Source organism: Erythrobacter donghaensis (assembly GCF_001557325.1).
GTDB lineage: Bacteria > Pseudomonadota > Alphaproteobacteria > Sphingomonadales > Sphingomonadaceae > Erythrobacter > Erythrobacter donghaensis_B.
In genome coordinates, this window is the sequence record NZ_LSJS01000137.1 from 1 (window position 1) to 23,645 (window position 23,645).

The 23,645-nt window shown below is 67.6% G+C and carries 31 protein-coding genes and 1 pseudogene; 14 read left to right on the forward strand and 18 right to left on the reverse strand.

Going from position 1 to position 23,645, the window contains the following annotated elements; all coding sequences use genetic code 11:
• The 4 genes from AX692_RS07140 to AX692_RS07155 form a co-directional block, all read right to left on the reverse strand.
• A partial coding sequence (locus AX692_RS07140; RefSeq protein WP_196491576.1) for an outer membrane protein occupies positions 1-752 on the reverse strand: 752 nt, incomplete at its 3' end.
• 169 nt (positions 753-921) lie between these two features.
• Complete coding sequence (locus AX692_RS07145; protein ID WP_081095196.1) at positions 922-1,287, reverse strand: DUF2793 domain-containing protein; 366 nt, start codon at positions 1,285-1,287, stop codon at positions 922-924.
• Positions 1,214-1,810: a terminase large subunit domain-containing protein gene (locus AX692_RS20065; protein WP_073973242.1), complete on the reverse strand. Its 597-nt coding sequence runs from the start codon at positions 1,808-1,810 to the stop codon at positions 1,214-1,216. The genes AX692_RS07145 and AX692_RS20065 overlap by 74 nt, the downstream gene beginning before the upstream one ends.
• On the reverse strand, positions 1,807-2,286 hold the full coding sequence (locus tag AX692_RS07155) for a hypothetical protein (RefSeq protein ID WP_081095197.1): 480 nt from the start codon (positions 2,284-2,286) through the stop codon (positions 1,807-1,809). The genes AX692_RS20065 and AX692_RS07155 overlap by 4 nt, the downstream gene beginning before the upstream one ends.
• 280 nt (positions 2,287-2,566) lie before the next feature.
• Here AX692_RS07155 and AX692_RS07160 point away from each other — a divergent pair, with 280 nt between their 5' ends.
• On the forward strand, positions 2,567-2,836 hold the full coding sequence (locus AX692_RS07160) for an usg protein (protein WP_073973241.1): 270 nt from the start codon (positions 2,567-2,569) through the stop codon (positions 2,834-2,836).
• 22 nt (positions 2,837-2,858) lie between these two features.
• On the opposite strand, the gene spt is transcribed toward AX692_RS07160, so the two are convergent.
• A complete protein-coding gene (spt, locus tag AX692_RS07165) occupies positions 2,859-4,097 on the reverse strand; it encodes a serine palmitoyltransferase (protein ID WP_230959432.1) in 1,239 nt (412 codons plus the stop codon).
• 2 nt (positions 4,098-4,099) lie between these two features.
• Complete coding sequence (locus AX692_RS07170; RefSeq protein WP_073973240.1) at positions 4,100-4,342, reverse strand: acyl carrier protein; 243 nt, start codon at positions 4,340-4,342, stop codon at positions 4,100-4,102.
• Positions 4,343-4,497: 155 nt separating this feature from the next.
• On the opposite strand from AX692_RS07170, the gene AX692_RS07175 reads away from it, so the two are divergent.
• Complete coding sequence (locus AX692_RS07175) at positions 4,498-5,034, forward strand: Pycsar system effector family protein (RefSeq protein ID WP_073977355.1); 537 nt, start codon at positions 4,498-4,500, stop codon at positions 5,032-5,034.
• On the opposite strand, the gene AX692_RS07180 is transcribed toward AX692_RS07175, so the two are convergent.
• The gene (locus AX692_RS07180; RefSeq protein WP_073973447.1) at positions 5,031-5,402 is read right to left on the reverse strand and encodes a response regulator; all 372 of its coding nucleotides are present in this window, start codon (positions 5,400-5,402) and stop codon (positions 5,031-5,033) included. The genes AX692_RS07175 and AX692_RS07180 overlap by 4 nt on opposite strands.
• Here AX692_RS07180 and AX692_RS07185 point away from each other — a divergent pair.
• From AX692_RS07185 to AX692_RS07205, 5 genes are read left to right on the forward strand one after another with little or no spacing between them, the layout of a single operon-like run.
• Positions 5,396-5,734: a DUF3572 domain-containing protein gene (locus AX692_RS07185; RefSeq protein WP_330997324.1), complete on the forward strand. Its 339-nt coding sequence runs from the start codon at positions 5,396-5,398 to the stop codon at positions 5,732-5,734. The genes AX692_RS07180 and AX692_RS07185 overlap by 7 nt on opposite strands.
• Complete coding sequence (locus AX692_RS07190) at positions 5,731-6,351, forward strand: hypothetical protein (protein ID WP_073973445.1); 621 nt, start codon at positions 5,731-5,733, stop codon at positions 6,349-6,351. Before AX692_RS07185 ends, AX692_RS07190 begins: the two co-directional genes overlap by 4 nt.
• Before the next feature lie 3 nt (positions 6,352-6,354).
• The gene (locus AX692_RS07195) at positions 6,355-6,810 is read left to right on the forward strand and encodes a RidA family protein (protein ID WP_073973444.1); all 456 of its coding nucleotides are present in this window, start codon (positions 6,355-6,357) and stop codon (positions 6,808-6,810) included.
• A complete protein-coding gene (locus tag AX692_RS07200) occupies positions 6,807-7,547 on the forward strand; it encodes a glycerophosphodiester phosphodiesterase family protein (RefSeq protein WP_073973443.1) in 741 nt (246 codons plus the stop codon). Before AX692_RS07195 ends, AX692_RS07200 begins: the two co-directional genes overlap by 4 nt.
• Positions 7,544-8,680: a GNAT family N-acetyltransferase gene (locus tag AX692_RS07205; protein ID WP_073973442.1), complete on the forward strand. Its 1,137-nt coding sequence runs from the start codon at positions 7,544-7,546 to the stop codon at positions 8,678-8,680. Before AX692_RS07200 ends, AX692_RS07205 begins: the two co-directional genes overlap by 4 nt.
• Here AX692_RS07205 and AX692_RS07210 read toward each other — a convergent pair.
• Positions 8,677-8,997: a sel1 repeat family protein gene (locus AX692_RS07210; protein ID WP_073973441.1), complete on the reverse strand. Its 321-nt coding sequence runs from the start codon at positions 8,995-8,997 to the stop codon at positions 8,677-8,679. The two genes, AX692_RS07205 and AX692_RS07210, sit on opposite strands and share 4 nt — an antisense overlap.
• A 284-nt stretch (positions 8,998-9,281) precedes the next feature.
• Here AX692_RS07210 and dksA point away from each other — a divergent pair, with 284 nt between their 5' ends.
• The 6 genes from dksA to kynU all read left to right on the forward strand — a co-directional run bounded on the left by dksA (position 9,282) and on the right by kynU (position 14,371).
• Positions 9,282-9,740 carry an RNA polymerase-binding protein DksA gene (dksA, locus tag AX692_RS07215; protein WP_073973440.1) on the forward strand — a complete coding sequence of 153 codons (459 nt, stop codon included), beginning with the start codon at positions 9,282-9,284 and terminating at the stop codon, positions 9,738-9,740.
• Between the two features lie 188 nt (positions 9,741-9,928).
• On the forward strand, positions 9,929-10,306 hold the full coding sequence (locus AX692_RS07220; RefSeq protein ID WP_073973439.1) for a PilZ domain-containing protein: 378 nt from the start codon (positions 9,929-9,931) through the stop codon (positions 10,304-10,306).
• A 94-nt stretch (positions 10,307-10,400) separates the two neighbouring features.
• Entirely contained in the window at positions 10,401-11,894 is a 1,494-nt protein-coding gene (locus tag AX692_RS07225) for an ABC transporter substrate-binding protein (protein ID WP_073973438.1), read from the forward strand.
• 18 nt (positions 11,895-11,912) lie between these two features.
• The gene (locus AX692_RS07230) at positions 11,913-12,323 is read left to right on the forward strand and encodes a DUF4112 domain-containing protein (RefSeq protein ID WP_230959433.1); all 411 of its coding nucleotides are present in this window, start codon (positions 11,913-11,915) and stop codon (positions 12,321-12,323) included.
• Between the two features lie 36 nt (positions 12,324-12,359).
• Positions 12,360-13,151: a tryptophan 2,3-dioxygenase gene (locus tag AX692_RS07235; protein ID WP_073973436.1), complete on the forward strand. Its 792-nt coding sequence runs from the start codon at positions 12,360-12,362 to the stop codon at positions 13,149-13,151.
• Positions 13,148-14,371, forward strand: coding sequence for a kynureninase (kynU, locus tag AX692_RS07240; RefSeq protein WP_073973435.1), 1,224 nt, complete (start codon positions 13,148-13,150; stop codon positions 14,369-14,371). The genes AX692_RS07235 and kynU overlap by 4 nt, the downstream gene beginning before the upstream one ends.
• On the opposite strand, the gene AX692_RS07245 is transcribed toward kynU, so the two are convergent.
• The 7 genes and pseudogenes from AX692_RS07245 to AX692_RS07270 form a co-directional block, all read right to left on the reverse strand.
• Entirely contained in the window at positions 14,368-15,270 is a 903-nt protein-coding gene (locus tag AX692_RS07245; protein ID WP_073973434.1) for an SDR family oxidoreductase, read from the reverse strand. The genes kynU and AX692_RS07245 overlap by 4 nt on opposite strands.
• Positions 15,271-15,280: 10 nt before the next feature.
• Positions 15,281-16,489 (reverse strand): acyl-CoA dehydrogenase family protein, encoded by a 1,209-nt coding sequence (locus AX692_RS07250; protein ID WP_073973433.1) that lies wholly within the window; start codon positions 16,487-16,489, stop codon positions 15,281-15,283.
• Positions 16,490-16,544: 55 nt separating this feature from the next.
• A complete protein-coding gene (locus tag AX692_RS07255) occupies positions 16,545-17,300 on the reverse strand; it encodes a ThuA domain-containing protein (RefSeq protein WP_073973432.1) in 756 nt (251 codons plus the stop codon).
• 1 nt (position 17,301) lies between these two features.
• A complete protein-coding gene (locus AX692_RS07260) occupies positions 17,302-18,075 on the reverse strand; it encodes a glucose 1-dehydrogenase (RefSeq protein WP_230959434.1) in 774 nt (257 codons plus the stop codon).
• Positions 18,072-19,226, reverse strand: coding sequence for a thiolase family protein (locus AX692_RS07265; protein ID WP_073973431.1), 1,155 nt, complete (start codon positions 19,224-19,226; stop codon positions 18,072-18,074). Before AX692_RS07265 ends, AX692_RS07260 begins: the two co-directional genes overlap by 4 nt.
• A pseudogene (locus tag AX692_RS18965) lies at positions 19,223-19,453 on the reverse strand (OB-fold domain-containing protein); the annotation flags it as partial. The gene AX692_RS07265 and the pseudogene AX692_RS18965, both read right to left, overlap by 4 nt.
• Positions 19,366-21,159: a molybdopterin-containing oxidoreductase family protein gene (locus AX692_RS07270; protein WP_230959435.1), complete on the reverse strand. Its 1,794-nt coding sequence runs from the start codon at positions 21,157-21,159 to the stop codon at positions 19,366-19,368. The gene AX692_RS07270 and the pseudogene AX692_RS18965, both read right to left, overlap by 88 nt.
• Positions 21,160-21,283: 124 nt before the next feature.
• On the opposite strand from AX692_RS07270, the gene AX692_RS07275 reads away from it, so the two are divergent.
• On the forward strand, positions 21,284-22,288 hold the full coding sequence (locus AX692_RS07275; RefSeq protein ID WP_073973430.1) for an NADP-dependent oxidoreductase: 1,005 nt from the start codon (positions 21,284-21,286) through the stop codon (positions 22,286-22,288).
• 4 nt (positions 22,289-22,292) lie between these two features.
• Here the strand turns inward: AX692_RS07275 and mobA are convergent, their stop codons facing one another.
• The 3 genes from mobA to AX692_RS07290 are packed head-to-tail and all read right to left on the reverse strand — an operon-like array spanning position 22,293 to position 23,570.
• Positions 22,293-22,838, reverse strand: a complete 546-nt coding sequence (gene mobA, locus AX692_RS07280; RefSeq protein WP_073973429.1) for a molybdenum cofactor guanylyltransferase — start codon at positions 22,836-22,838, stop codon at positions 22,293-22,295.
• Entirely contained in the window at positions 22,816-23,157 is a 342-nt protein-coding gene (locus AX692_RS07285) for a putative quinol monooxygenase (protein ID WP_073973428.1), read from the reverse strand. The genes mobA and AX692_RS07285 overlap by 23 nt, the downstream gene beginning before the upstream one ends.
• A gap of 2 nt (positions 23,158-23,159) precedes the next feature.
• Positions 23,160-23,570, reverse strand: a complete 411-nt coding sequence (locus tag AX692_RS07290) for a nuclear transport factor 2 family protein (RefSeq protein ID WP_073973427.1) — start codon at positions 23,568-23,570, stop codon at positions 23,160-23,162.
• Between the last annotated feature and the right edge of the window lie 75 nt (positions 23,571-23,645).

Genomic DNA, 23,645 nt, shown 5'->3' on the forward strand with positions numbered 1-23,645 from the left:
GGCGGGGGCGGCGGAGGCGGCGGTGCCGCAACCGGCGCAACCACCGGCGGCTCTTCGCCACCGAAGTTGTAGGTGATCGAGCCGAGCAGAGAGTGGGTCGCGAGGCTGGTGTTCAGATCGCGGCCGAGCGGATCGACGAGGTTGATATCGGTAGCGCGGAAGTAGCGATACTTCAGGCCGACGTCCCACGAATCGCTGATCGGGGTGCGGATGCCCGCGAGCACCTGCCAGGCGAAGCCGGTGTCCGAATCGTTCCAGACACCCGGACCGGTGGCATTGACGCGGCCGTCCATGTCGACGCGGGCGACACCCACACCGCCACCGAGGAAGCCCTGCAGGCCGTCGTCATCGCCGAAATCGAGGAGGCCGTTCAGCATGAAGCTCAGCGCGTTGACTTCACCGAGCGCGTCGCGTGGACCGGTGAAGGTGGTGAAGCCGCCCGGCGCGCCAGTCGCAGGATTGAGCGCGAGGCCCTGGCTGCCGGCAATCACTTCCGAAAGGTCGGCGGCACGATAGCTGGCTTCGGCTTCGAGGCGGAAACTGCCGAAGTCATAGCCGACAAGCCCGCCGAAATCGTAGCCGGTGTCATAGTCGCTCGCCGCATCGTCCTCTGCAGCGTTGACGTCGATCGACTGGTCCTCGACCACCATCACGCCGCCATCACCCTGGATATACCACTGGCCGTCGCGGGCCATGGCGGGCGTGGTCAGCGCGGTCGAGGCCATCGCCATTCCAATGACGAGTTTGCGCATTTCCGAAATTCCCCTTTGCGTTAAACTTGAGGCACCGGGTGTCTCTATCTTTTCCCCCTGCACGAGGCAAGCAGTCAATGCCCCGCGGGTGTTGCAAGAATGTCGCTGAAAAGGCCTTGTGGATAAAAATATGGCCGCAAAAGCCGCGGTAATCCGCCATTCGTCCGGCTCATGTGCCGGGCGCGGCGAGCACACCCATGGTCTCGAGCGCCGTGATCAGAGCGGTCACGGCAGCCCGCGCCTGAACGTCGATGACCGTGCCGCCGGACGGTAGGGCGACGACCGATGCGGGCTGCCATTGCGACCCGAAGATGACAAACGCACCGGTCGTCCTGTCGAACAGCACCATGCCTTCGGTCGGCGCAACGAAGTGCCATGCGCCGGCGACCAGCACGGCGATCCGGTCTTCCTTGCCCGCCCATGCCCCGGTCGCGGTGGCGGTCACGCGGTAGCACGCGCCGTCAGCCGCGCTGGCGGGCGGAGTCGGCTGCGAGGCGATTACCGCGCGCGAATGGAGCGCGTCGAGGAGGCACAGCGCCTCGTTGACGAAGAACTCTTTCTGCGCCTGCCCGGCAAGCGTGGCTGTGCTGCGGCCCGCGCAGGGCCTCGGGCTCGGCGGCCGAGAACAGCTGCGCCTGCGCGCCGCTCGCGAAGCGGACGCGGTGGAGCGAGGGCTCGAAGTGCGGCTTGTGGCCCGGGCGGCAGATCGCCAGCAGCCCGCTCTCGCCCTCGACCATCACCGCGCGCGCCTCGGCGAGCGAGGCGGAGACCAGCGCGATCCGCGCATCCGGATTGGCATCGGCGATCATCCGCACCCACTCGGCGCCCGCGCGGGTCTTGCCGGAGCCGCGCCCGGCCATGATCATCCACACCCGCCAGTCACCCGGAGGGGGGAGCTGATTCTCGCGGGCGTCGAATTCCCACAGATAGTCGAAGTCGTTCTTCTGGCCCTGATCCAGTTCCCTGGTGAGAATCTGGCAGACCTTTTCTGCCTCGTCGGACTTCTTGCGATCCTCGCCGACAAGCTCGGCGATCATCTTCCGGTAGGCCCCGCTCATTGCCCCTGCCTTTCGGCTGCGGCCTTCTGGCGGGCGATCCGGCGGCGGATGTCGTCGATCTTGCGGTCGATCGAGGCGCGGACCTCCGCCGCGCTGACATCGCGCACCTGGCTGGCCCCGCGCGCCGCATTGTCGCGATGGGCCGCGAGCAGGCGGATGGCATTGGCGAAGTCGAACTTGCCGTCCTCGCCGGCCTTGAAATCGCCCTCGCGCAGGCGTCGGACCACTTCCAGCTCGAGGTGCAGATAGCCTTCGGCGAGCGCGGCCAGCCACTGGCGCGCGAACTCGGTCTCCTCGCGGCGCACCTTGTAGACGCGGCTGACGCTGATCCCGGCCTTCGCGGCCGACGCGGTGACGTTCGAGCTTTCGGCGAGGTGATCGAGGAACACCACGCGCCATCTCCGGCTGATCTGGTCGGGCTCGCCGTGCTTCAGCCCGGGACGGATCTGGATGCGCTTGCCGGGGTTTCTGGCCATGGCGGTGTCTCCTGCGCACGCAAACGGCAAGGGCGGCGCTCCTGCTGTCGGGAGGCCGCCTGCTGGCGAATCGCAATTTTCCGATGATGCCTTCTGATAACCAAAGAGCGTCACGATGTCAAGGAAAATAACCATTCTGGTTAGTTGACACATCGCGGTCGCATCGCGGGCGCGACGGCGGTGCGCGACCCTCTGGGGACGATACCCCGTTGACGACGCGCGATTTCGTGCGATCCTTGCGCACCCGCTTTTTCTTCAGCAGTTCCAAGGAGGAGAGGTGATGACCGACCGCGCGTTCCTGGCCCAGATGGCAGGCTACGGCCTGTCGACGGTCGAAATCCACTACTACATGCCCGATCACCGCAGCCTGCTGCAGCAGTTCGTGATGCAGCAATACGACGTGGCGCCCCAGTTCCCCGAGCTCGACCGCTTCCTCGCCTTCTGGCGGCGCGAGATCGACGCCGTGCTGCATTCGGTGCGGGTGGCGCACAGGCACCTGATCGGCCCGCAGGAATGGCGCGCCGTGGACGGGATCGTGACGATCAACTGATGCGCGACGCGCCGGATCGGGGTCAGATGATCCCGATCGCCTTCCCAGCGCGTTCGAACATGCCGAGGATGGTGTGCACCTGCTCGGCCGAATGCTCGGCGCACAGCGAGCAGCGCAGCAGGGTCATGCCCGCAGGCGTCGCCGGGGGCCGCGCGAGGTTGACGTAGAGGCCCTCCTTCAGCAGCGCCTCCCACATCATCGCGCCCTTCTCCAGATCGGGCATGATGACGGCGATGATCGCGCTCTGCGGGGTCTCGGTGCCGAGCTGGAAGCCGAGGGCACGCAGGCCGGCGTGGAGCGTGCGGCTGTTCTCCCACAGATGCGCGCGCTTGTTGCCGCCGTGCATCAGCTTGCGGATCGAGGTCGCCGAGCTCGCCATCACCGAGGGCGGCAGAGCGGCGGTGAAGACGTAGGGGCGGCACACGAGCCGCAGCACCTCGAACTTGGGGTGGTTGGAGACACAGAAGCCGCCGACCGTGCCGACGCTCTTGGAGAAGGTGCCGATGATGAAATCGACGTCGTCGATCACGCCCTGGTCCTCGGCGACGCCGCGGCCGTGCTCGCCGATGAAGCCCATCGAATGCGCCTCGTCGACCAGCACCATCGCGCCGTGGGCCTTGGAAATGCGGACCATTTCCTTCAGCGGCGCGACATCGCCCATCATCGAGTAGACGCCCTCGAGAACCACCAGCTTGCCCGCGCCTTCGGGGATGCGCTTCAAACGCTTTTCGAGCGCCTCGACGTCGTTGTGCTTGAACGGCACGACCTCGGCCCGGCCCATCGCGCAGCCATCATAGATCGAGGCGTGGCTGTCGATGTCGAGGATGATGTAATCGCCCTTGCCCGCCAGGGTCGAGATGATCCCGAGATTGGCCTGATAGCCGGTCGAGAACACCATCGCGTGGTCCATCGCGTAGAATTCGCGCAAGGCGGCTTCGACATCGCGGTGGTCGCGGAAGGTGCCGTTGAGGACGCGGCTGCCGGTCGTCCCCGCGCCGAAATCCTCCATCGCCGCCTTGCCCGCGGCGATCACGTCGGGGTCGAAGGTCATGCCCATGTAGTTGTAGGTGCCGAGCAGGATCGTGTCGCGCCCGTTGCAGATCGCGCGGGTCGGCGAGAGCACCTGCTCCATGACGAGGTTGAACGGATCCTCCACCCCGGCGGCGAGCAGCTGCTCGCGGGTCTGGATGATCGGGTCGAACTTGGCGAGCAGGTCAACCGGCTCGGCAGCGGTGGTCGTTTCGGTCATGGCGGTTGCCATTATCAGCTATCCTGCAGCTTGTGGACTGCCGCCACCAGTTGGCCCCAGTTTTCGATCTCGGCCTGCTGGTTCATCGAGATGATCACGTCGAACGCGTCCTCGATCTCGGCGACGAAATCCATCACGGTGAGGCTGTCGAACTCGAGATCGCCGGCAAAGGTTGTCGCATCCGCGATCACGATCCCCTTCTTGTTGAAGGGTTCGATGAGGGTGCGGATCTTGGCGTCGACGTCTGCGGGGCTCATGGGTGCGTGCTCTTGTTGGACCGGGTGGGCGGCGTGTCGGTTGTCGGGCGGGCTCTAGCCCTCTATTACGGCTGCAAAGCGGCGGTTGATGCAGCTTGTCAAGCTTTCGCCGCGCCGAGGGAGCGGGGCGTCAGCCTATCTGGGGAGGGCAACGCATGGTGCAACCCGCCGAGGGCGCTTCCGCCCCGCCGCCGCTTTCGCCCCAGGCGGTGCATCTGGTGCGCACCGCGCAGGTGAACAACCTCAGCCTCTCGCAGATGGCAGACCAGAAGGCGCAGATCCTGATGGGGGCAAGCTTCGTCGTCTTCTCGCTGGTGATCACCCAGGCCGATGCCGGCGGGGTGAGCTGGGCGATGCTGTGTCTGGCGCTGACATCGCTGGCCGCCTCGATCCTGGCGGTGATCGCGATACTCCCGCGCCCCGGGCCCGATTCCATCGACCCGGCGCATTTCAACCCGCTGTTCTTCGGCCACTTCGCGCTGATGGACGAAGCGCAATGGACCGAAGCGATGCTGGCCGAGTTCCGCAGCGACGAGACGCTCTACCGGATGATGCTGCGCGATCTCTACCAGAACGGGCTGGTGCTGCGGCGGCGCAAGTTCCGGTTTCTGGGCTGGGCCTACCGCATCTTCCTCGGCGGGCTGGTGCTGACGCTGGTGATCTATCTGGCAGAGGCGGCGGCGGTGCCCTAGGCGGCCGGCAGCAGCTCGCGCACCGCGTTCATGAAGGGACTGATCGAGACCGGCTTCGAGAGATACCCCGCCGCCCCGGCCGCGCGGATGCGTTCTTCATCGCCCTTGGCGGCGAAGGCGGTCACCGCCAGCACGGGAATCGCCGCCAGCCGCCGGTCGCGCTTGGCCGCCTCGATCAGGTCGACGCCGGAGACGCCGCCAAGCTGGATGTCCATGATGATGAGATCGGGCGAGACGGCGCGCGCGGTGTCGAGCACCTTGTCCCCCTCGGCCACCGGCTCCACCTCGAAACCGTTCGCGCGAAGCACGTCGCAGAACAGTTTCCTGTTGAGGTCATTGTCCTCGACAACCATGATCCGCTTTGTCACTGAACGCCCCGCTGCTCGACCCGCCCGTTAGTTACCCCCAGCCGAAGGACAGGACAATCCCGCATCGTCCCGCATACGAGGCTCCCAATGCGCAGGTGCTGGCGCTGGCCGCGCTCGGCTGGGTGCTGGAATGCGAAGATCGCGCAGGCCGATATCTTGAACTCACCGGCCTCGATCCCGATTCTCTGCGGAGCGGGCTGGGCGATTGCCATGTGCTCGCCTCGGCGCTCGAATTTCTCGCCAATCACGAACCCGATCTCATTCGCGCCGCCGAAGCCCTCGCCGTCACCCCCGAGGAACTGGTCGCCGCCAAGGACGCTTTGCTCGCATGACCCGCCCGCTCATCATCTCCGATTGCGACGAAGTGCTGCTGCACATGGTCGCCCCCTTCAAGACCTGGCTGGAGGGCTCGCAGGGCGTCAGCTTCCACCTCGAAGGCCACAATTTCGCCGAGGCACTGCGCTGGCAGGAGAGCGGCGAACTGCTCGCGCCCGCCGATATCTGGCGGATGCTGCGCAGCTTCTTCGACAACGAGATGGATTCGCAATTGCCCATCGCCGGCGCGGTCGAGGGGATCAACACGCTGGCCGAAAAGGCGGACGTGGTGATCCTCACGAACCTCGTCGACCACCACCGCGACGCGCGCGCCGAGCAGCTTGCCAAGGTCGGCATCAATGCCCGCGTCTTCACCAATCAGGGCCCGAAGGGCCCGGCACTGAAGGCCATCATCGACGAGTATGCGCCCACCCGCGCGCTGTTCATCGACGACCTTGCCCAGCACCACGCGAGCGTCGCCGAGATCACCCCCGACGTCACCCGCCTGCACCTGTGCGGCGAGCCGATGATCGCCCACGCCATCGATTGCGCCCACAAGGCCGGCCACGCCCACTCGCGGATCGACCGCTGGGACGAGGCGCTGCCGTGGCTGCTTGCCCAACTGGAGGACTGACTGATGACCATTGCCGCCAAGCTCGCCGAACTCGGCATCACCCTGCCCAAGGCCGCAGCGCCCGTGGCCAGCTATGTGCCCGTAGTGGTGCATGGCGGCTTCGCGCACGTCTCGGGCCAGCTGCCGTTCGTGGACGGGCAGGTGGTGAAGGGCCGGCTGGGCGATGACGTTTCGGTCGAGGAAGGTCAGGCCGCGGCGCGGGCCTGCGGCCTGATGATCGTCGCCCAGCTCGAAGCGGCCGGGCTGCTCGAGCAGGTCGCGCGCGTCGTCAAGCTGGGCGCCTTCATCAACTGCACGCCCGACTTCACCCAGCAGCCCGAGGTGGCCAATGGCGCCTCGGACCTGATGGAGCAGGTGTTCGGCGGCGCTGGCCAGCATGCCCGCGCCGCAGTTGGCGTCCCCGCCCTGCCGCGCGGCGCGGCGGTGGAAGTCGATGCGGTGGTCGCTCTGAAGGCATGACCGCCCGCGCCGCTCCCGGCTGGCTGACGCAGTGGGAGTATGCCCACCGCGGGCTGCATGGGCCCGGAGCCGATGGGCTTGTGCCGGAGAACTCGCTCGCCGCTGCCGAGGGCGCGATGGCGCGCGGCATGGGGATCGAGTGCGACATCCAGATGAGCGCCGACGGCGTTCCGATGGTGTTCCACGACTGGGAGCTTGACCGGTTGACGGAGGGGACAGGGCCGGTCGTCAGCCGCTCCGCCGACGAGATCGAGGCGCTGCGCCTCCTCGGCACCGACCAGCATCCAGTGCGGCTGGCGCGGTTCCTTGAGGCCGTCGCGGGCCGTGTGCCGCTGCTGATCGAGATCAAGTCGCTGCCCGGCTTCAACATAGCGGCCGCTTGCCTCGCGGTCAGCGAAGTGCTCGCGGACTACGAGGGCCACTTTGCTGTCATGAGCTTCGATCCGCGCATGGGCGCGTGGTTCTTCGAGCACCGGAGCGCCTTCGTTCGCGGGTTGGTCGGCACCGACACCTATGACGGCGGCTTCCTTTCCGCGTGGCGTGCGCCCGGCGCTCTCGATCAAGCCCATCCTGATTTCCTTGCGCTCGACATTCGTGACCTGCCCAATGCCATCGCCGACCTGTGGCGGGCCGACCGGCGGCCCCTGTTGAGCTGGACGATCCGCTCGCCGCACCTGCGCAGCCATGCCATGCGCTGCGTCGACGCCCTCATCGCCGAGGGAGACGGGCTGGCGTGAGCGCGCCCGAGCTCACCGTCCGCATCGCATCCTCGGTCGGCGCCTTCGACGCGGGCCAGTGGGACGCGCTCGGCGGCAACGACAACCCTTTCGTCTCCCACGCCTTCCTCACCGCGCTGGAGGACTCGGGCTCGGTCGGCCCCGGCACAGGGTGGGAGCCTGCGCCCATCGCCATCACCGCTGCCGATGGCACCCTGCTCGCCGCCATGCCCTCCTATGCCAAGGGCCACAGCCAGGGCGAGTACGTCTTCGACCACTCTTGGGCCGACGCATGGCACCGCGCGGGAGGGCGCTACTACCCCAAGCTCCAGATCGCCGCGCCCTTCACCCCGGCGACGGGGCCGCGCCTGCTGCTCTGCGACCCGGCATTCGCCCCGCACCTCCTCGAGGGCGCCGAGGCGGTGTGCCTGCAGAACAAGCTGTCGAGCGCCCACGCCACCTTCATCACGCCCGAGCAGCTCCCCCTGTTCGAGGCGGGCGGCTGGATGCCGCGCGCCGACATCCAGTTCCACTGGTTCAACCGCGGCTACGCCACATTCGAGGATTTCCTCGGCGCGCTTTCCTCGAGGAAGCGCAAGGATCTGCGCAAGGAACGCGCCGCCGCCACGCAAGGCCTCACCATCCGCCACCTGACCGGCCCCGAGATCCGCGAGGCGCACTGGGACGCCTTCTGGGAGTTCTATCAGGACACCGGAAGCCGCAAATGGGGGCGCCCCTATCTGACCCGCGAAGCCTTCTCGCTGCTGGGCGAGCGGATGGGGGAGCGGATCGTGCTGATCCTTGCCTATGACGGGGCCACGCCGATTGCAGGGGCGCTGAACTTCGTGGGGCGCGATGCGCTCTACGGACGCTATTGGGGTTGCACCCGCGAGGTGCGGTTCCTGCATTTCGAACTGTGCTACTATCAGGCGATCGACATCGCGATCGCGCGTGGCCTTGCCCGGGTCGAGGCCGGGGCGCAGGGCGGGCACAAGCTCGCGCGGGGCTACGAGCCGGTGCAGACCCGGTCGGCGCACTGGATTGCCGATCCGGGCCTGCGTGCGGCAATCGCCGACTTCCTCGAGCGCGAGCGTGCGGGGGTAGCGAGCGACCAGCTCTACCTCGGCGGCCGAACGCCCTTCAAGAAGAGTTAGGCCGCGCGCAGGCGCCCCTCGGCGAGCCACTGGCGCGCGCGGCGCTGGGCTTCGGCGATCTCGCGCGCGGTCATTTCCTCGGCGATGTCGGCGCGGCAATGGGCGGCTTCCTCGTGGCCGCGCGCGGCGGCGAGGTTGAACCACTTGTGCGCCTCGATGAGATCGCACGGTGCCCCGTTGCTGCCGGTCGAGAAAGCGACGCCCAGATCGTAGCACGCCTCCGCATCGCCGCGACCGGCATCCGCCAGCCATCCGCCGATCAGCCCTTCCGTGGTATTCTCGCGCGAGGCATTGGCCCCGATTGCGATGATGTTCATGTCACGTCCCCTTCACCCGGCCACCCCCCTCGGGTCGTCCGTCGCAGGCAAGGTGCGGCAATTATGGTCAAAAATTGGTTAACGCGGCTTGCACCTTGTCGGACCAGCGTTTTCCCCGGCAATTTGCCCCCATCTTGCGTGCCAAAGCCGCTTGTGCGCCCCCGGGGGCTTGCCTATAGGGCGCGCATTGCCTTCCGCTTGCTGGGACCAAGTGAGCCAATGAAAACATTCATGGCGTCAGGACGCGACGGTCTCCCCGGCGGCTCACGAAATGAGAGTGCGTGATGCCATCCACCGCGTCTGACGACATCGATGTTCTCGAAAAGGCCAAGCGCCTGCTCGCACCGGACTATGTCCCGAGCGAGGACGAGGAATACATGAACGAGCGCCAGCAGGCCTATTTCCGGATGCTGCTGATCGAATGGAAGCGCTCGATCCACTCGGCCGCCGGGCAGACGCTACAATCGCTCCAGGACGGCCCGATCCGCGAGGCCGACCTTACCGACCGCGCCTCGAGCGAGACCGACTGGGGCATCGAACTGCGCACGCGTGACCGCCAGCGCAAGCTGGTTTCCAAGATCGACGCGGCGCTGCGGCGGATCGATTCGGGCGAATACGGCTATTGCGAGGTGACCGGCGATCCCATCGGCCTCAGGCGCCTGATCGCGCGCCCAGTGGCGACGACGACGGTCGAGGCGCAGGAAGCCCACGAACGCCGCGAGAAGGTCTCGCGCGACGATTGAAACGTTCACGTGTGACGGCCAAGATGTGCCGCGGTGGGACGCACCGCACAGGCACGGATGCCAGCGTCTGAAATTTACGCCGCATTAACTGCAATTGCCCCAACCGGTAGTGGTCTCTCGATGTCGAGCAGCGTTAGATGCTCCACATGCCGAGAGGGTTGTTCACGAGTTTGGAGGCGTTGCGCACCATGACCGGGGTTGAAACACGCAGTGTCGCACGCGACAGCCTGTTTCTGCTGGCTGACATCCGCGTCGAACAGAGCGCCGATACCTATCGCGTGCGGGTCCGCAATCTCTCGGATGGCGGGATGATGGGCGAGGGCCAGCTGCGTGTGCAGCGCGGGCATCGCCTGTCGATCGAGCTGCGCAACATCGGCATGATCGGCGGGACGGTCGCCTGGGTGCAGGACAACCGCTTCGGGGTCGCCTTCGACGAGGAAATCGAATCGCACAAGGCCCGCCGCCCGCTGCAAGGGCCCGAAGATCCCGCTGCGGCGGTGGTCAAGCCCTCCTGGGCCCACCGCGCTCCGCCCCCGCCCGAGCCGAGCACGCTGCGCAAGATCTGAACCGGCTGCGGGGCCGCCTGCGGCCCGGCGCTATCCCGCCCGCGCAGAGCGGCGCGCTTCCACCTGACCGCAACTGGGTCTAGGCTCCCGGGCGATGCGATTCTGCCTGCTTCCGTTCGCTGTGCTGGCGCTCTCCTCCTGCGGTTCCTCGGCGGGCGACGGGGCGGTCGCGGTTGCGGTCATCGGGACGCCGGCGGGCATGTTCGAGGACGGGGTGCGCCTGGCGCCTGCCGCGCAGCTGATGCGCGCGGCGACGCATGAGGGGCTGGTCGCGCTCGATGCATCCGGCCAGGTCGTCCCCGCGATCGCCGAGCGCTGGATCGTCACCGACGACGGTCTGAGCTACATCTTCCGGCTGCGCGACAGCACCTGGCCGGACGGCGAGGAGATCGAGGCGGACGACGTGCGCGATCAGTTGCGCCGCAGGATCGCGCAGCTCGAGGGCACTTCGCTCGGCCTCGATCTCGCCAATATCCGCGCGATCCGCGCGATGACGGGGCGGGTGATCGAGGTTCAGCTGGGTGCGCCGATGCCCGATTTCCTGCGCCTGCTCGCGCAGAGCGAGCTGGGCTTCACCCGCGGCGGCAGCGGCGCGGGGCCGATGGCAATGTCGCGCGGCGATGCCGATGGCGAAGGCGAGGGCGGAGACGGGGCCAGCGCCAGGCTCTCGGCGCTCCCGCCCGAAACACGCGGCTTGCCCGCGCGCCAGGACTGGGAGGAGGTCGCGCGCCCGATCGCGGTGCGCGCGCTCCCCGCCGACAAGGCGGTGGCGGCCTTCGCCGCAGGCGAGGTCGATCTGGTGCTGGGCGGCAGCATCGTCGATTTCCCCGAAGCGACGGCGGCGGCCGGACCCTTGTCGCGCGGCACGATCCAGGTCGATCCGGCGCTCGGCCTGCTCGGGCTTACCGTGCGGCGCGAGGCGGGGCTGCTCGCCGACCCGTCGCGGCGCGAGGCGCTGTCGATGGCGATCGACCGGCCCGCGCTGATCCAGGCGTTCAGGCTCGGCGGCTGGCGCGAGAACAGCTGGATCGTCCCGCCCGAGGCCTTCACCGCCCCCGCCTATGGCCGCGACCGCTGGAACGGCATGTCGATCGCGGAGCGCCGCCAGATCGCCGCCGGGCGCGTCGCCGCGTGGGCCGGCCCCGGGCGCGAGGCTGTTGTGCGCGTGGCGCTGCCGCGCGGCAAGGGCAGCGACCTGCTGCTGCGCCAGCTGGCCGAGGCCTGGGCGACGATCGGCGTCACCACCCGCCGCGCCGCGCCGGGCGAGGGCGCCGATCTCGAGCTGCGCGACGTGCTGGCGCGCTATGTCTCGCCGGTGTGGTATTTGAACCAATTCAATTGCCGGATCGGCGCCGGGCTGTGCACGCCCGCCGCCGATGCGCTGGTCAGGCAGGCGCAGGCGACCCGCGATCCGGCGCAGCGCGAGGTGTTGCTCGCCGAAGCCCATGCCGTGCTCGTCGAAAGCGAGGTCTACATCCCGCTCGGCGTCCCCGTGCGCTGGTCGCTGGTGCGCGGCACGCTGGGCAACTTCCAGCCCAATGCCTTCGCCTTCCACCCCTTGTTCCCGCTCTCGCAGCCCACCACATAAGCGGGTATGGAAAAGCCCATGCCCCGCCGCCCCGAACAGATGCGCTTTGCGCTTCCCGCTGGCACCGATCCCGCATCGGTGCGCGCGCGGGTGGTGATTCTGGAGCGGCTGCTCGAACGCAGCTTCACCATTCCCGGCATCAACATGCCCGTCGGTCTCGACGCGATCATCGGTCTGGTGCCGGTGCTGGGCGAGGTGGTGACGACCGCGCTGGGCGCCTATGTCGTGTGGGAGGCGAAGAACCTCGGCCTGCCGAAATGGAAGCTCGCGCGGATGGGGGCGAACGTGCTGCTCGACACTGCGATCGGCGCGATCCCGCTGGTCGGCGATGCGGCGGACGTGCTGTTCCGCTCGAACAGCAAGAACCTCAGGATCCTGCTCAAGCACCTCGACAAGCACCATCCCGAGACGCGGGTGATCGAGGGCTAGTTTCCTCCTGCGCCGCGCCGCGCTAGGGTCGCTCGTATGAGCGCCGATGTCACCTATGCGAGCTATCTCGATCTTGGCCGTATCCTCGAGGCGCAGCACCCGGCCTCCGACGCGCATGACGAGCTCTTGTTCATCATCGTCCATCAGGCGAGCGAACTGTGGCTCAAGCTGTGCCTGCATGAACTGACCGCCGCGCGCGAGTGCATCGAGGCGGACGACCTCAGGCCCGCCTTCAAGATGCTCGCCCGGGTGGCGCGGGCGCAGCAGCAGCTGATCCAGAGCTGGGATGTGCTCAGCACCATGACCCCGCACGATTACTCCGCGATCCGCCCGCATCTTGGTGCTTCGAGCGGGTTCCAGTCGGCGCAGTACCGGATGATGGAATTCATGCTCGGCGGGCGCGACGGCAAGCACGTGCGCCTGCACAAGTCGAACGCCGACTGGGCCGCGCGGCTGGAGGCGGAGCGGGGGCGCGCAAGTCTCTATGACGCAGCGATCCGCCTGCTGGCGCGGCGCGGCCTGGCGATCGATCCCGCGGTGCTGGCGCGCGATCCGTCCGCGCCCTACTCCCCCGACCCCAGCGTCGAGGCGGCGTGGGCGGCGATCTACCGGGATCCGCAGGCGCACTGGGATCTCTATGAACTCGCCGAGAAGCTGGTCGATCTCGAATACCACTTCCAGCGCTGGCGCTTCGGCCATCTCAAGACGGTCGAGCGCATCATCGGCTTCAAGCGCGGCACCGGCGGCACGCCGGGAGTGCCCTATCTCGAAGGGGTGCTGAGGCAGGCCTTCTTCCCCGAACTGCTGAGCGTCAGGACCGCGATATGATTCCTGAAGCGCGCGCCGCCGAATTCGACGCCGCCGATCCGCTTGGGCCTTATCGCGAGCGGTTCACGATCCCTGCGGGGGTGATCTATCTCGACGGGAATTCCTTGGGCGCGCTGCCCAAGGCGACCCCTGCGGCGCTGGCGCGGGTGGTGGAAGCCGAGTGGGGCGAGGGGTTGATCCGTTCGTGGAACGATGCGGGCTGGTTCGACATGGCGGCCCGCGTGGGGGCGAAGATCGCGCCCCTGATCGGCGCCGCGCCGCACGAGGTGATCGCCTGCGATTCGACCTCGGTGAACCTGTTCAAGCTGATCGCCGCCGCGCTCCAGATGCGCCCCGGGCGCAAGGTGGTGCTGTCCGAGCCCGGCAATTTCCCGACCGATCTCTACATGATCGCCGGGCTGGAGGCGCAGGGCCTCGCCACAAGGCGGCTGGCGGAGCGGGGCAAGCTGGTCGATGCGCTCGATGGCGATGTCGCGCTGCTGATGCTCACCCACGCGCACTACAAGACCGGCGCGCTCTTCGACATGGCCGCGCTGACCCGCGCCGCGCATGAGGCAGGCGCGCTGGTGCTGTGGGACCTGTCGCACTCGACCGGTGCGCTGCCGGTCGATCTCAACGCGGCGGGCGCGGATTTCGCAGTCGGCTGCGGCTACAAATACCTGTGTGGCGGCCCGGGCGCGCCAGCCTTCGCCTTCGTGGCCGAGCGCCATCAGGCGGCGCTCCAGCAGCCGCTCACCGGCTGGTTCGGCCACGCCGCGCCCTTCGCCTTCTCGGACGATTACGCGGGCGCACCGGGGATTGAGCGGCTGCAATGCGGCACGCCCCCGGTGCTGGGCCTCGCAGCGTTGGAGGTGGGGGTCGACCTGATCGCGGAGATCGGCGTCGCGCGGCTCTACGCCAAGTCGCAGGCGCTCTCGGAGTTCTTCCTCGAAAGCCTGATGGCGCATGATGTGGCGCTGGAGCTGGTCAGTCCGCCACGCGCCGCCGAGCGCGGGAGCCAGCTCTCGTTCCGCCATCCGGAAGCCTATGCCATCTGCCAGGCGCTGATCGCTCGGGGCGTGATCGGGGATTTTCGCGCGCCCGATGTGCTGCGGCTTGGCTTCGCGCCTGCCTATCTGAGTTTCGCGGACATGGCCGCCGCCGCGCGCCATCTCGCCGAGGTGCTGGCGAGCGGCGAGTGGCAGCGCGAAGAGTTCAACCGGCGCGCTGCGGTGACCTAACCGACCGTTCTATCCGCCTTGTCGGCGGCATTGGTGCCCTTGATCATCGCGCGCATCTGCTCCCACTCGGCATCGCCCAGCGCGTGGAGCATCGGGTAGAAGGTTCCGCCATTGGCCTGGAAGCCCGCGCCGTCGATCGCGATGGTCTGGCCGTTCACATATTCCGCGCCCGGCCCCATCAGGAACACCGCGAGGTTGGCAAGCTCGTGCATCTCGCCCGCGCGTCCCATCGGGTTCAGCGAATTGCCCGAATTGCCGCCCGCGCCGCCGGGGTGCAGGCGCGCACTCATGCCCTTGGTCGGGAAGAGACCGGGGGCGATGGCGTTGAAGCGCAGGCCATAGCGGCCCCACTCGGTCGCGAGGCTCTGGGTCATGGCGTTGATCGCGGTCTTGCTCATGGCCGAGGGCACCACGAAGGCGCTGCCCGACCACACCCAGGTGGTGAGGATCGAGAGGAAGCTTGCACGCTTCTTCTCTGCAATCAGCCGCTTGCCGATGTCGAGCGTGACGTAGAACGTCCCGCGCATCACGATGTCGGCGATGGCGTTGAAGCCGTTGACCGAGAGATCCTCGGTGCGGCTGATGAAGTTTCCGGCCGCGTTGTTGACCACGCCGGTGAGCGCGCCGCCATCGGCCCAGATCGCGTCGACCATCGCGTGGATCGCGTCGGCATCGCGGATGTCGCAGGCATGGCCGACGATCTTGCCGCCGTGCAGCGCGGTCAGTTCGGCGGCAGTCTCGTCGAGCTTGTTCTGGCGGCGGCCGCAGATGTAGACGGTCGCGCCCAGTTTGAGGAAAGCCTCGGCCATCTCGCGCCCGAGGCCCGTGCCCCCGCCGGTGACAAGGATTCGCTCGCCCGCCATCAGGCCATCGCGGAACATCAGTTTCGAAGCGTCCATTTCGGTTTCCTCAGAGACCGAGAACGGTCTTGGCAATGATGTTCTTCTGCACCTCGTCCGAGCCGCCGAAGATCGTCGAGGCGCGGTTGTTCAAGTATTTGCCCATCGCCGTCTGGGCATACTCGCTCCCCACGGGTTCGGGCGCCTCGTTGCCGTAGAGTGGGCGCTCCAAGGGCAGTTGCAGCGCGTCCGGGCCCAGCAATTCGAGGCGCAGCACATCGACCTGCTGGCCGATGTTCGAGCCGAGCAGTTTTACCAGCGAGGTCTGTGGCCCGGGCGCGCGGCCCTTGGCGAGTTCGGCGAGGATGCGCAGCTCGGTCACTTCAAGCGCCTCGGCCTCCAGGCGCACGCGGGCGAGGCGGTCGCGGAAGCGCGGATCGTGGGCGATTGCCCCGTTGACGCCCGAGGGCTGGGTCCGGGCGAGGCTTTCGAGCCGGTCGATGCTCTGGAGCAGCCGCGGCGCATAGCACGATCCGCCGCGCTCGTTCTCGAGCAGGAACTTGGCGATGCTCCACCCGGCGCCTTCCTCGCCGATGCGGTTGCAGGCGGGGGTGCGCGCGTCGGTGAAGAACACCGCGTTGACCTCGTGATCGCCCGACATCGAATAGATCGGCGTCACCTCCACCCCCGGCTGGTCCATCGGCACCAGCAGGAAGCTGATCCCCCGCTGCTTCTTCACCGTGGCGTCGGTGCGCACGAGGGCGAAGATCCAGTCGGCGTGGTGCGCGTGGGTGGTCCAGATCTTGGAGCCGTTGATGACATACTCGTCGCCCTCGAGCCGCGCCGAGGTCTTGAGGCTGGCGAGATCGGAGCCGCTGCCGGGCTCGGAATAGCCCTGGCACCAGTAATCGTCACCCGACAGGATGCCCGGCAGGAAGCGCGCCTTCTGTTCGGGCGTGCCGAATTCGCAGATCACCGGGCCGACGAGACGCAGGCCGAGGATCGCGAGCGCGGGTGCGCCGGCGAGGGCGCATTCCTTTTCGAAGATGAATTTCTGGGTGGGCGTCCACCCTGTCCCTCCGTCCTCCTTGGGCCAGTGCGGGGCGACCCAGCCCTGCTTGTAGAGGATGCGGTGCCATTCCATTCCGATGTCCGGCTCGACGAACACCCCGGGCGTCCGGCGCGCGCCATCGCGCAGCCGCTCCGGCAGGTTGTGCGCAAGGAAGCTGCGCACTTCCTCGCGGAAAGCCAGATCCTCGGGCGAGAAGTCCATGTCCATTGCAATCAGTCCCAATCTCGATCCCGCAAGCTACGCGACTGCGGGCCCGGCAGCTTCATTCCCCGTCCCGCATCGCCCAAGCAATCGTGCGACGCAGAAGGTCGTAATAGACGTCGTAGTTCCACGCGCACATTTCCTTGTGCGGGTAGAAATCGGCCATGCCGGGCAGGTCATAGTGTCCGCGGCAATGGCCCAGCGCGTTGTATACAATGCGCCCCTTCCCGATATCCCTCGTATAAACGATAGGAACCGTGGTCTTTTCCCACGTGCTGTGGGTGAACCCGGTCGCCTCGCCTTCGAAGGTGGTCTGCATCAGCGTCTCGATCGGCGCGGTGGTCTTGGAGAGGTAGAGCTCGTCCACCACCTCGAAGTCCTCGATCCCGCGGGTCAGCTCGTGGTCCTTGTTGACCACCTCGACCGGGAACCTGTCGATCGGCGGGTGGGCGACGAACTGCGTGCCGAGCATGTCCATCACGTCGGGGCGCTCGTCGGGGGCATCGACCAGCCCTTCCGCGGTAAAGACGAGGATCGAGTTGGTGCCATGGAGCGCCATCCACTTGCCGCCCTTCTCCATCCACGCCTTCAGCTGCTGCGCCTGCTCGCGGGTCGGCATCAGGTCGCAGGTGTAGGTGATGAGGAAGCGGCACTGGTCGAGCCGCTCGAGCCCCGAATAGTCCGCCGCCACGGTGGTGCGGATATGCGGGTGTTCGGCGAGCAGCTTGAGGATTTCGAGCCGGGGGTAGTCGATATCGTGATACTTGCCCGCGGCGATGAAATGCGCGTCGATGCGGGTGGCGGGTTGCTGTGCCATGCTAGCTCCTGATGCTGCCGCCGCCGTCCACGGTCAGGTCGCAGCCGGTGGTGAAGCTCGCCTCGTCGGAGGCGAGGAAGACCACCGCGCGGGCGACTTCCTCGGGCTCGCCGATGCGGTTCATCGGGTGGGTGGCGGCGAACTGGGTCTCGATCGCCTCGGGGTCGGCGGCACCCGAGAACTTGTAGCGATCATACATCGGGGTGCGGATCGCGCCGGGGTGGACCATGTTGACGCGGATCGGGAGGCCCCTTTCCGCCAGGTCGAGCGCGACCGACTGGGTGAGGCCCCTGAGGCCGGTCTTCGAAGCGCTGTAGGCCGCGACGAAGGCCGCCGGGCGCAGCGCGATCATCGAGCCGATGTTGACGATGGCGCAGGCCTCGCCGCTCGCCTCCATCGCCGGGATCGCGGCGCGCATCCCGTAGAAGGGGCCGTTGAGGTTGATGTCGATGGTCCGCTCCCACACGTCGAGCGCGCCGTCGGGGACGTTGCCGGGTTCGGAGATGCCCGCGATGTTGCACAGCACCGTGAGCTTGCCGAAGCGCGCAAGGGTGGCGGCGACGGCGGCTTCCCATTGCGCGAGGTGGCGGACATCGAGATGCGTTGCCGCCGCCCGCTCGCCCAGTTCAGCCGCTAGTGCCTGCGCCTTTTCGAGCTGCACATCGCCGAGCATCACGCTGCCGCCCTCGGCGACGATCAGGCGCGCAACCGCAGCCCCGATCCCCTCCGCGCCGCCCGATACGAGCGCGACCTTGCCCCGCATCCGGGTGCTCATTCGCGCTCCAGAATCGCGACGCCCGAGAGGCCGGGGGCGCCGTAAACGTGGGAGTAGCCGAAGCGGACCTTGCCGGGCACCTGCCGCTCACCCGCGCGGCCGCGCAGCTGGGTGACGTTCTCGTAGACCTGCCTGAGGCCTGAAGCGCCGATCGGCTCCCCGCAGGCGAGGCACCCGCCATCGGTGTTGACCGGCAGCTTGCCGCCCCTGATCTCGGTCCAGCCATTGGCGAGCCATTCCTCCTGCTCGCCATCCTTGCAGAAGCCGTTTTCGGCCATGTGCATGATCTCCGCGCCGCTTTCGGTGTCCTGCAATTGTGCGACCGAGATGTCCTCCGGCCCGATCCCGGCCTTCTCGAAGGCGGCCTTGCTGGCGAGGACGGTGGGCTTGCCGCCCTCCTCGATGCTTATGCCGGGCTGGAACACCTCGAAGGAATTGGGCGGGCGGGTCTTCACCGCCACGGCCCGGATCTTCACCCCGTCCGCGCCCAGTTCCTTCATCTTCTTCTCGGATGCGAGGATCAGCGCCACTGCACCCTCCGCGGGCGAGCAGAACATGTATTTGGTCAGCGGGTCGTTGATCATCGGCGCGTTCATGATCGTGTCGAGATCGACCGGACTGCGCCGCCAGGCGTGGGGCGTGATCGTGCCGTTGCGGAAGGCTTTCTCGGCCACCCGCCCGAGCGTGGTGCGGCTGATGCCGTGGAGCTGCATGTAGCGCTGGATCTTCAGGGCGAAGAATTGCGTTGTCAGCATCATGCCGGTCTGGCCGTACCATTCGGGCAGGCCATAGTCGGCGGGCTTGGCGTTGAACGCACCCCTCGGATGCTTGTCGAAGCCGACCGCGAGGGCAAGGTCATACATCCCGCTGGCGATCGCCTGCTGCGAGGCGGCGAGCGCGCTGCCGCCGGTCGCGCAGCCATTGGCGACATTGGTGAAGGGCAGACTGGTCAGCCCCAGCTCGTTGACCATGATGTCGGCATTGCCCGCCGCTGCCGAGCCGCCATAGGCGCATTCGATATCGGGCCATTCAAGCCCCGCATCCTTCAGCGCCTCGCGCACGGCATGGACGCCCTGTTCGCGGCCCGAGCGGCTGTCGGTGCGGCCGAAGGGGTGGATCCCCGCGCCGATGATATAGACGTTCTCGCTCATGCGGCTTTGCTTTCGGATAGGGCGACGGGGCGGAAGGCGAAGGTGTCGTACCGTGCGTTGAACGGCACGATGCAGAACTCGAGCTCCATGCCGAGGTGGAGATCCTCGAGCCGCGCATCGACGATCCGGCTTTCGACGATCACCTCGCCCGGCAACTCGACATAGCCGAGAAGGAAGGGCTGGAAATCGGGCGGGCCTTCGCCGGGGCCGGAGCCGGGGCCTTCATAGGGCTCCTTCGGGAGGAAGCCCTGACTGGTCCACGACCACAGCGTGCCGCGGCGCGAGAGCTTGCAGGGCTCGACGCCCTCGGCCGCATCGCCGACCGGCATCGGGAAGACGATCTGCCCCGAAGGCAGCCCGCCACGGCGAGGTCGAGGAATTCCTGCTTGGTGGGCTTCCTGTCCATCGGCAGCGGGCCGCCGGCGAGGTTCATGGTGATCCCGAGATGCTTCGCCAGCGTCCAGAACATCTCGTATTCGTCGATGCAGTCGCCCGGCGCTTCGACCACCGCCTCGGTGTAGCGGGCGTAGGGCTCCTCGTGCCACCATTCGGAGAGGCTGGTGATGTCCTCGCGCTCGAGGCATTGCGAGGGCGCGAGCACCACGTCGGCGCGTTTCGCGCTCGCGCTCATCCACGGGTCGATCTGCACGAACAGCTCGAGATCATCGAGCGCGCGGGCCATCTTGAGCTGATCGGGGAAGCCCACCACCGGATTGCCGCCGACCGAGATCAGCGCGCGCACCTGGCCCTCGCCGGGGGTGAGGATCTCGTCGGCGAGCACGTTGCAGGGCATTTCCCAGCCCAGGTGCCCGAGGCCGCGGAAGCGCGACTTGGGCATGCCTTCGGCCCCGAACATCGGCACCGGCGGGCCGACCTGCGCGCGGCGTGCGGTCTGGTAGGGGCTGAAGACGCCGGGGATCGCAGCCTTCTCGCCCTCCTGCTTGAAGCGGGCGCAGATCGTGTTGAGGCACACGACGAGATACTCGGTCAGCGTCCCGTTGCCCGCCATTTCGGGGCCGGTGCCTGTCACCGCGCAGCCCTTCGTGCCGCTGGCGAACATCCGTGCGGCGGCGACCAGCTGGTCTGTGTCGAGCCCCGCGCGTGTCGCGGCGACCTCGGGCGGGAAGGCCTTCACCGCCTCGGCGAGTTCGTCGAACCCGTCGACATGCGCGGCGACGAAATTGCGGTCATACAGCCCCTCGGCGATGATCACATTGAGCATCCCTGCCAGCATCGCCGGGTCCTCGCCGGGCTTTACGGGCAGGTAGATGTCGGCGAGCCGCGCGACATCGCTCTCGCGCGGGTCGGCGACGATCAGCTTGAGGCCCTCCGCCTGCTTGTCGCGGATGCGGCGCGAGGGGCTGAAGGGCGGCACGCCGCCGACGGGCGAGTAGTGCGAGACGATCGGATTGTTGCCGATGAAGAAGGCGACGTCGCTCTCGGAGAAGGTGTTCGGCCCCGCCATCCACTTGCCGTAGCGTGCGGTGGTGAAGACCTTCGCCGGCTGGTCGAGCGTCACCGAGGTGTAGAAATTGCGGCTCCCCAGGCCTTGCGCAAAGCTCAGCGAGGCGGCCATCGCGGCCGAGTTCTGGAACCCGCCCGAGCCCATGAAGACCGCGACCGAATGCGGGCCGTGGGTGTCGATGATCCGCCGCAGTTCGGATGCCACATGGGCCAGCGCCTCGGCCATCGGGGTCGGGACGAATTCGCCCGCGTCGTTCCTCACCAGCGAATGATGCAGCCGGTCTTGCGAATTGTGGCTGTCGGGCAGCTCGCGGCCCTTCATGCAGGTGTAACCGCCAAAGGCCGGATCGTCGGGATCGCCGCGCACCTCGACGACGCGCTTGCCGTTCGGGCCGTCGACAATGTCGACCTCCATCGCGCAATTGGCATGGCAGAAGCGGCAGAAGGTCTTGCGAGTCTGAACGCCCATGATTGCTCTCCCCGGAGTAACGGCAAGACTACCACAGGGGCGGGCGCGCTCGACTGACACTTTTGTCCGTGGAGACCCCGCGCGCGGCCCCGCAATAGGGCAGGAAACGCAGGGAGACTGACCGATGCCCACCACCACCCGCCAATGGCTCCTGAACGGCCACCCGCGCGGCCGCGGGATCGAGATCGACAATGATTTCAGGCTGGTGGAAACCCGGCTCCGCGATCCCGCACCCGGCGAGATGCTGCTGAAGACGCATTATCTCGGCTTCGATCCGGCGCAGAAGGGCTGGATGGAGAACATCGCCGATTACGTCGCGCCCATGAACATCGGCGACGTGATGCGCGGCTCGGGCATCTGCGAGGTGGTCGCGAGCAATGGCGGGCGCTTCGCGGTGGGCGACATGGTGTTCGGCACCACCGGCTGGACCGAGTTTCTGGTCACCGACGGCAAGGAGCTGACCAGGGTCGAGACCGAATTGTCGCCCACCGCGGTGCTCTCCGTGCTGGGGACCACGGGGCTGACCGCCTATTGCGGGCTGTTCAAGGTGGGCAGGCCCGTGGCGGGCGACACCGTGCTGGTGAGTGGCGCAGCGGGCGCGACGGGGAGCATCGTCGGCCAGCTCGCCAGGATCGCCGGGTGCCGCGTGGTCGGCATCGCAGGCGGGCAGGACAAGTGCGACTGGCTCGTCAAGGAAGCGGGCTACGACGCCGCGATCGACTACAAGGCGGGCGGGGTAAAGGAGCAGATCCGGCAGCACTGCCCTCGCGGGGTCGACGTGATCTACGACAATGTCGGCGGCAAGATCCTGAACGACATGCTCGCCTGCATCGCCACCGGCGCACGGGTGGTGATCTGCGGCGGGATCAGCCGCTACGAGACCGGGACGCTGCCCGCGGGGCCCGAGAACTACTTCAACCTCGTCTTCCGGCGGGGCACGATGGCAGGCTTCATCGTGCTCGACTGGGCGAGCGAGTTCCCCGGCATCCGCAAGCGGCTCGAGGGCTTCGTCAAGGACGGGAGCCTGAAGTATCAGGAGGACATCCAGCACGGCTTCGAGAACGCCCCGGCGACCCTGCAGCGGCTGTTCACCGGGCAGAACCGCGGCAAGCAGATGCTGAAGCTGTGACGCCTCAGGCCGGGGGCAGGTCCTCCGGCCGGTTGACGTTCATCAGCGCACGTGGAAGCTCCACCCGCCGCGCGGCCACGTGGTCGGCGAAGCGGTAGAGCGAGCGGCCTCCCTGCGCGAGGAAGCTCTCCAGCGCCGCCCCCGCCGCGACCGGCCACAGTCCCACCACCGGCTGGCTCTCGACGATCGCCGCGCACTCGCCCGCCAGCGTCACGGCAAGATCGAAAGGCAGGTCGGGCACATCTACCCCGGCGGAGAGCACATGGGCAAAGCCCCTCTCCCCGGCATGGCGCAGCGCCGCCGCCAGCCCGCCGAGCGGGCCGAGCCCCGCCTCGGGCCAATCGGGGAGGCACGCGAACCCGGGCTCCTCGCGCCCGCACACCACCACACCCGCGCACTGCGCGGCGAGCGCGGCGGCGACCCGGTCGATCAACCGCGCGCCCTCGAAGAGCGCCTGCGCCTTGTCGCTGCCGAAGCGCCGCGCCTGTCCGCCGGCGAGGATCGCGCCCAGAAGCACGGGGGTGCTGTCAGTCGAAGGCCTCGGTCGCATTGCCCTCGGCATTGTAGACGGGCCCCTCCGCGTCAACCCGGTACTTCCGGCTGACCGCCCCCGTGATCCCGAACTGGCCGATGTGATCGCGCATCCCCGTGTAGGCCGGATCGCGGAAGTGGGCGGCGAGGGCTTCCTCGCTTTCCCACTCCTCGAACACGTTGACCCGCGCGGGGTTCATCGAACAGGCGCTCCAGTCGTAGTGGATGCAGCCCTTCTCGGCGAGCGCGGCGGCGATATGCGGGCGGGCGCTGCGCAGGGCCTCGTCGCGCTGGGCGGGATCGAGGTCGATCTGCGCGGAGATGAGAATCTTGGCCATGCTCAGCCCTCCACCCCGAATTCGGCGACGATCTTGAATGTGCGGCTGGTGAACAGCCAGCGGCCATCGATCTTCTTCAACTCGTCCTCATACAGGCCGCCGACATGGCGCGCCTTGCCCTCCTTGGGCTTCAGGATCTCCTGCGTCTGCACGCGGGATTTCGCCGTCTTTCCCGTAACTTCGATCATGCAGGGTACGCAGTGGAAGCTCACCGCCTCGAGCCCGCTCATCGCCCCGTTCCAGAAGGCGACGATCGCGTCCTTGCCCTCGGTCTGGTGCCCCATCAGATCCCAATGGGCATCCTCGGCCCAGACGCTCGCCCATGTGTCCGCATCGATCCGCACCACGCCATCGGCATAGGTGCCGTTCAACTCCTGGATCGCCACGCGATCCTCGAGGGGCCCTGTGAACATTGCTCTCTCCCTTGTCGGGAGCCGCTATCGACCCCGAGGGGGCGCGGCGACAATGCCCACTTTTGGGAAGGGTGG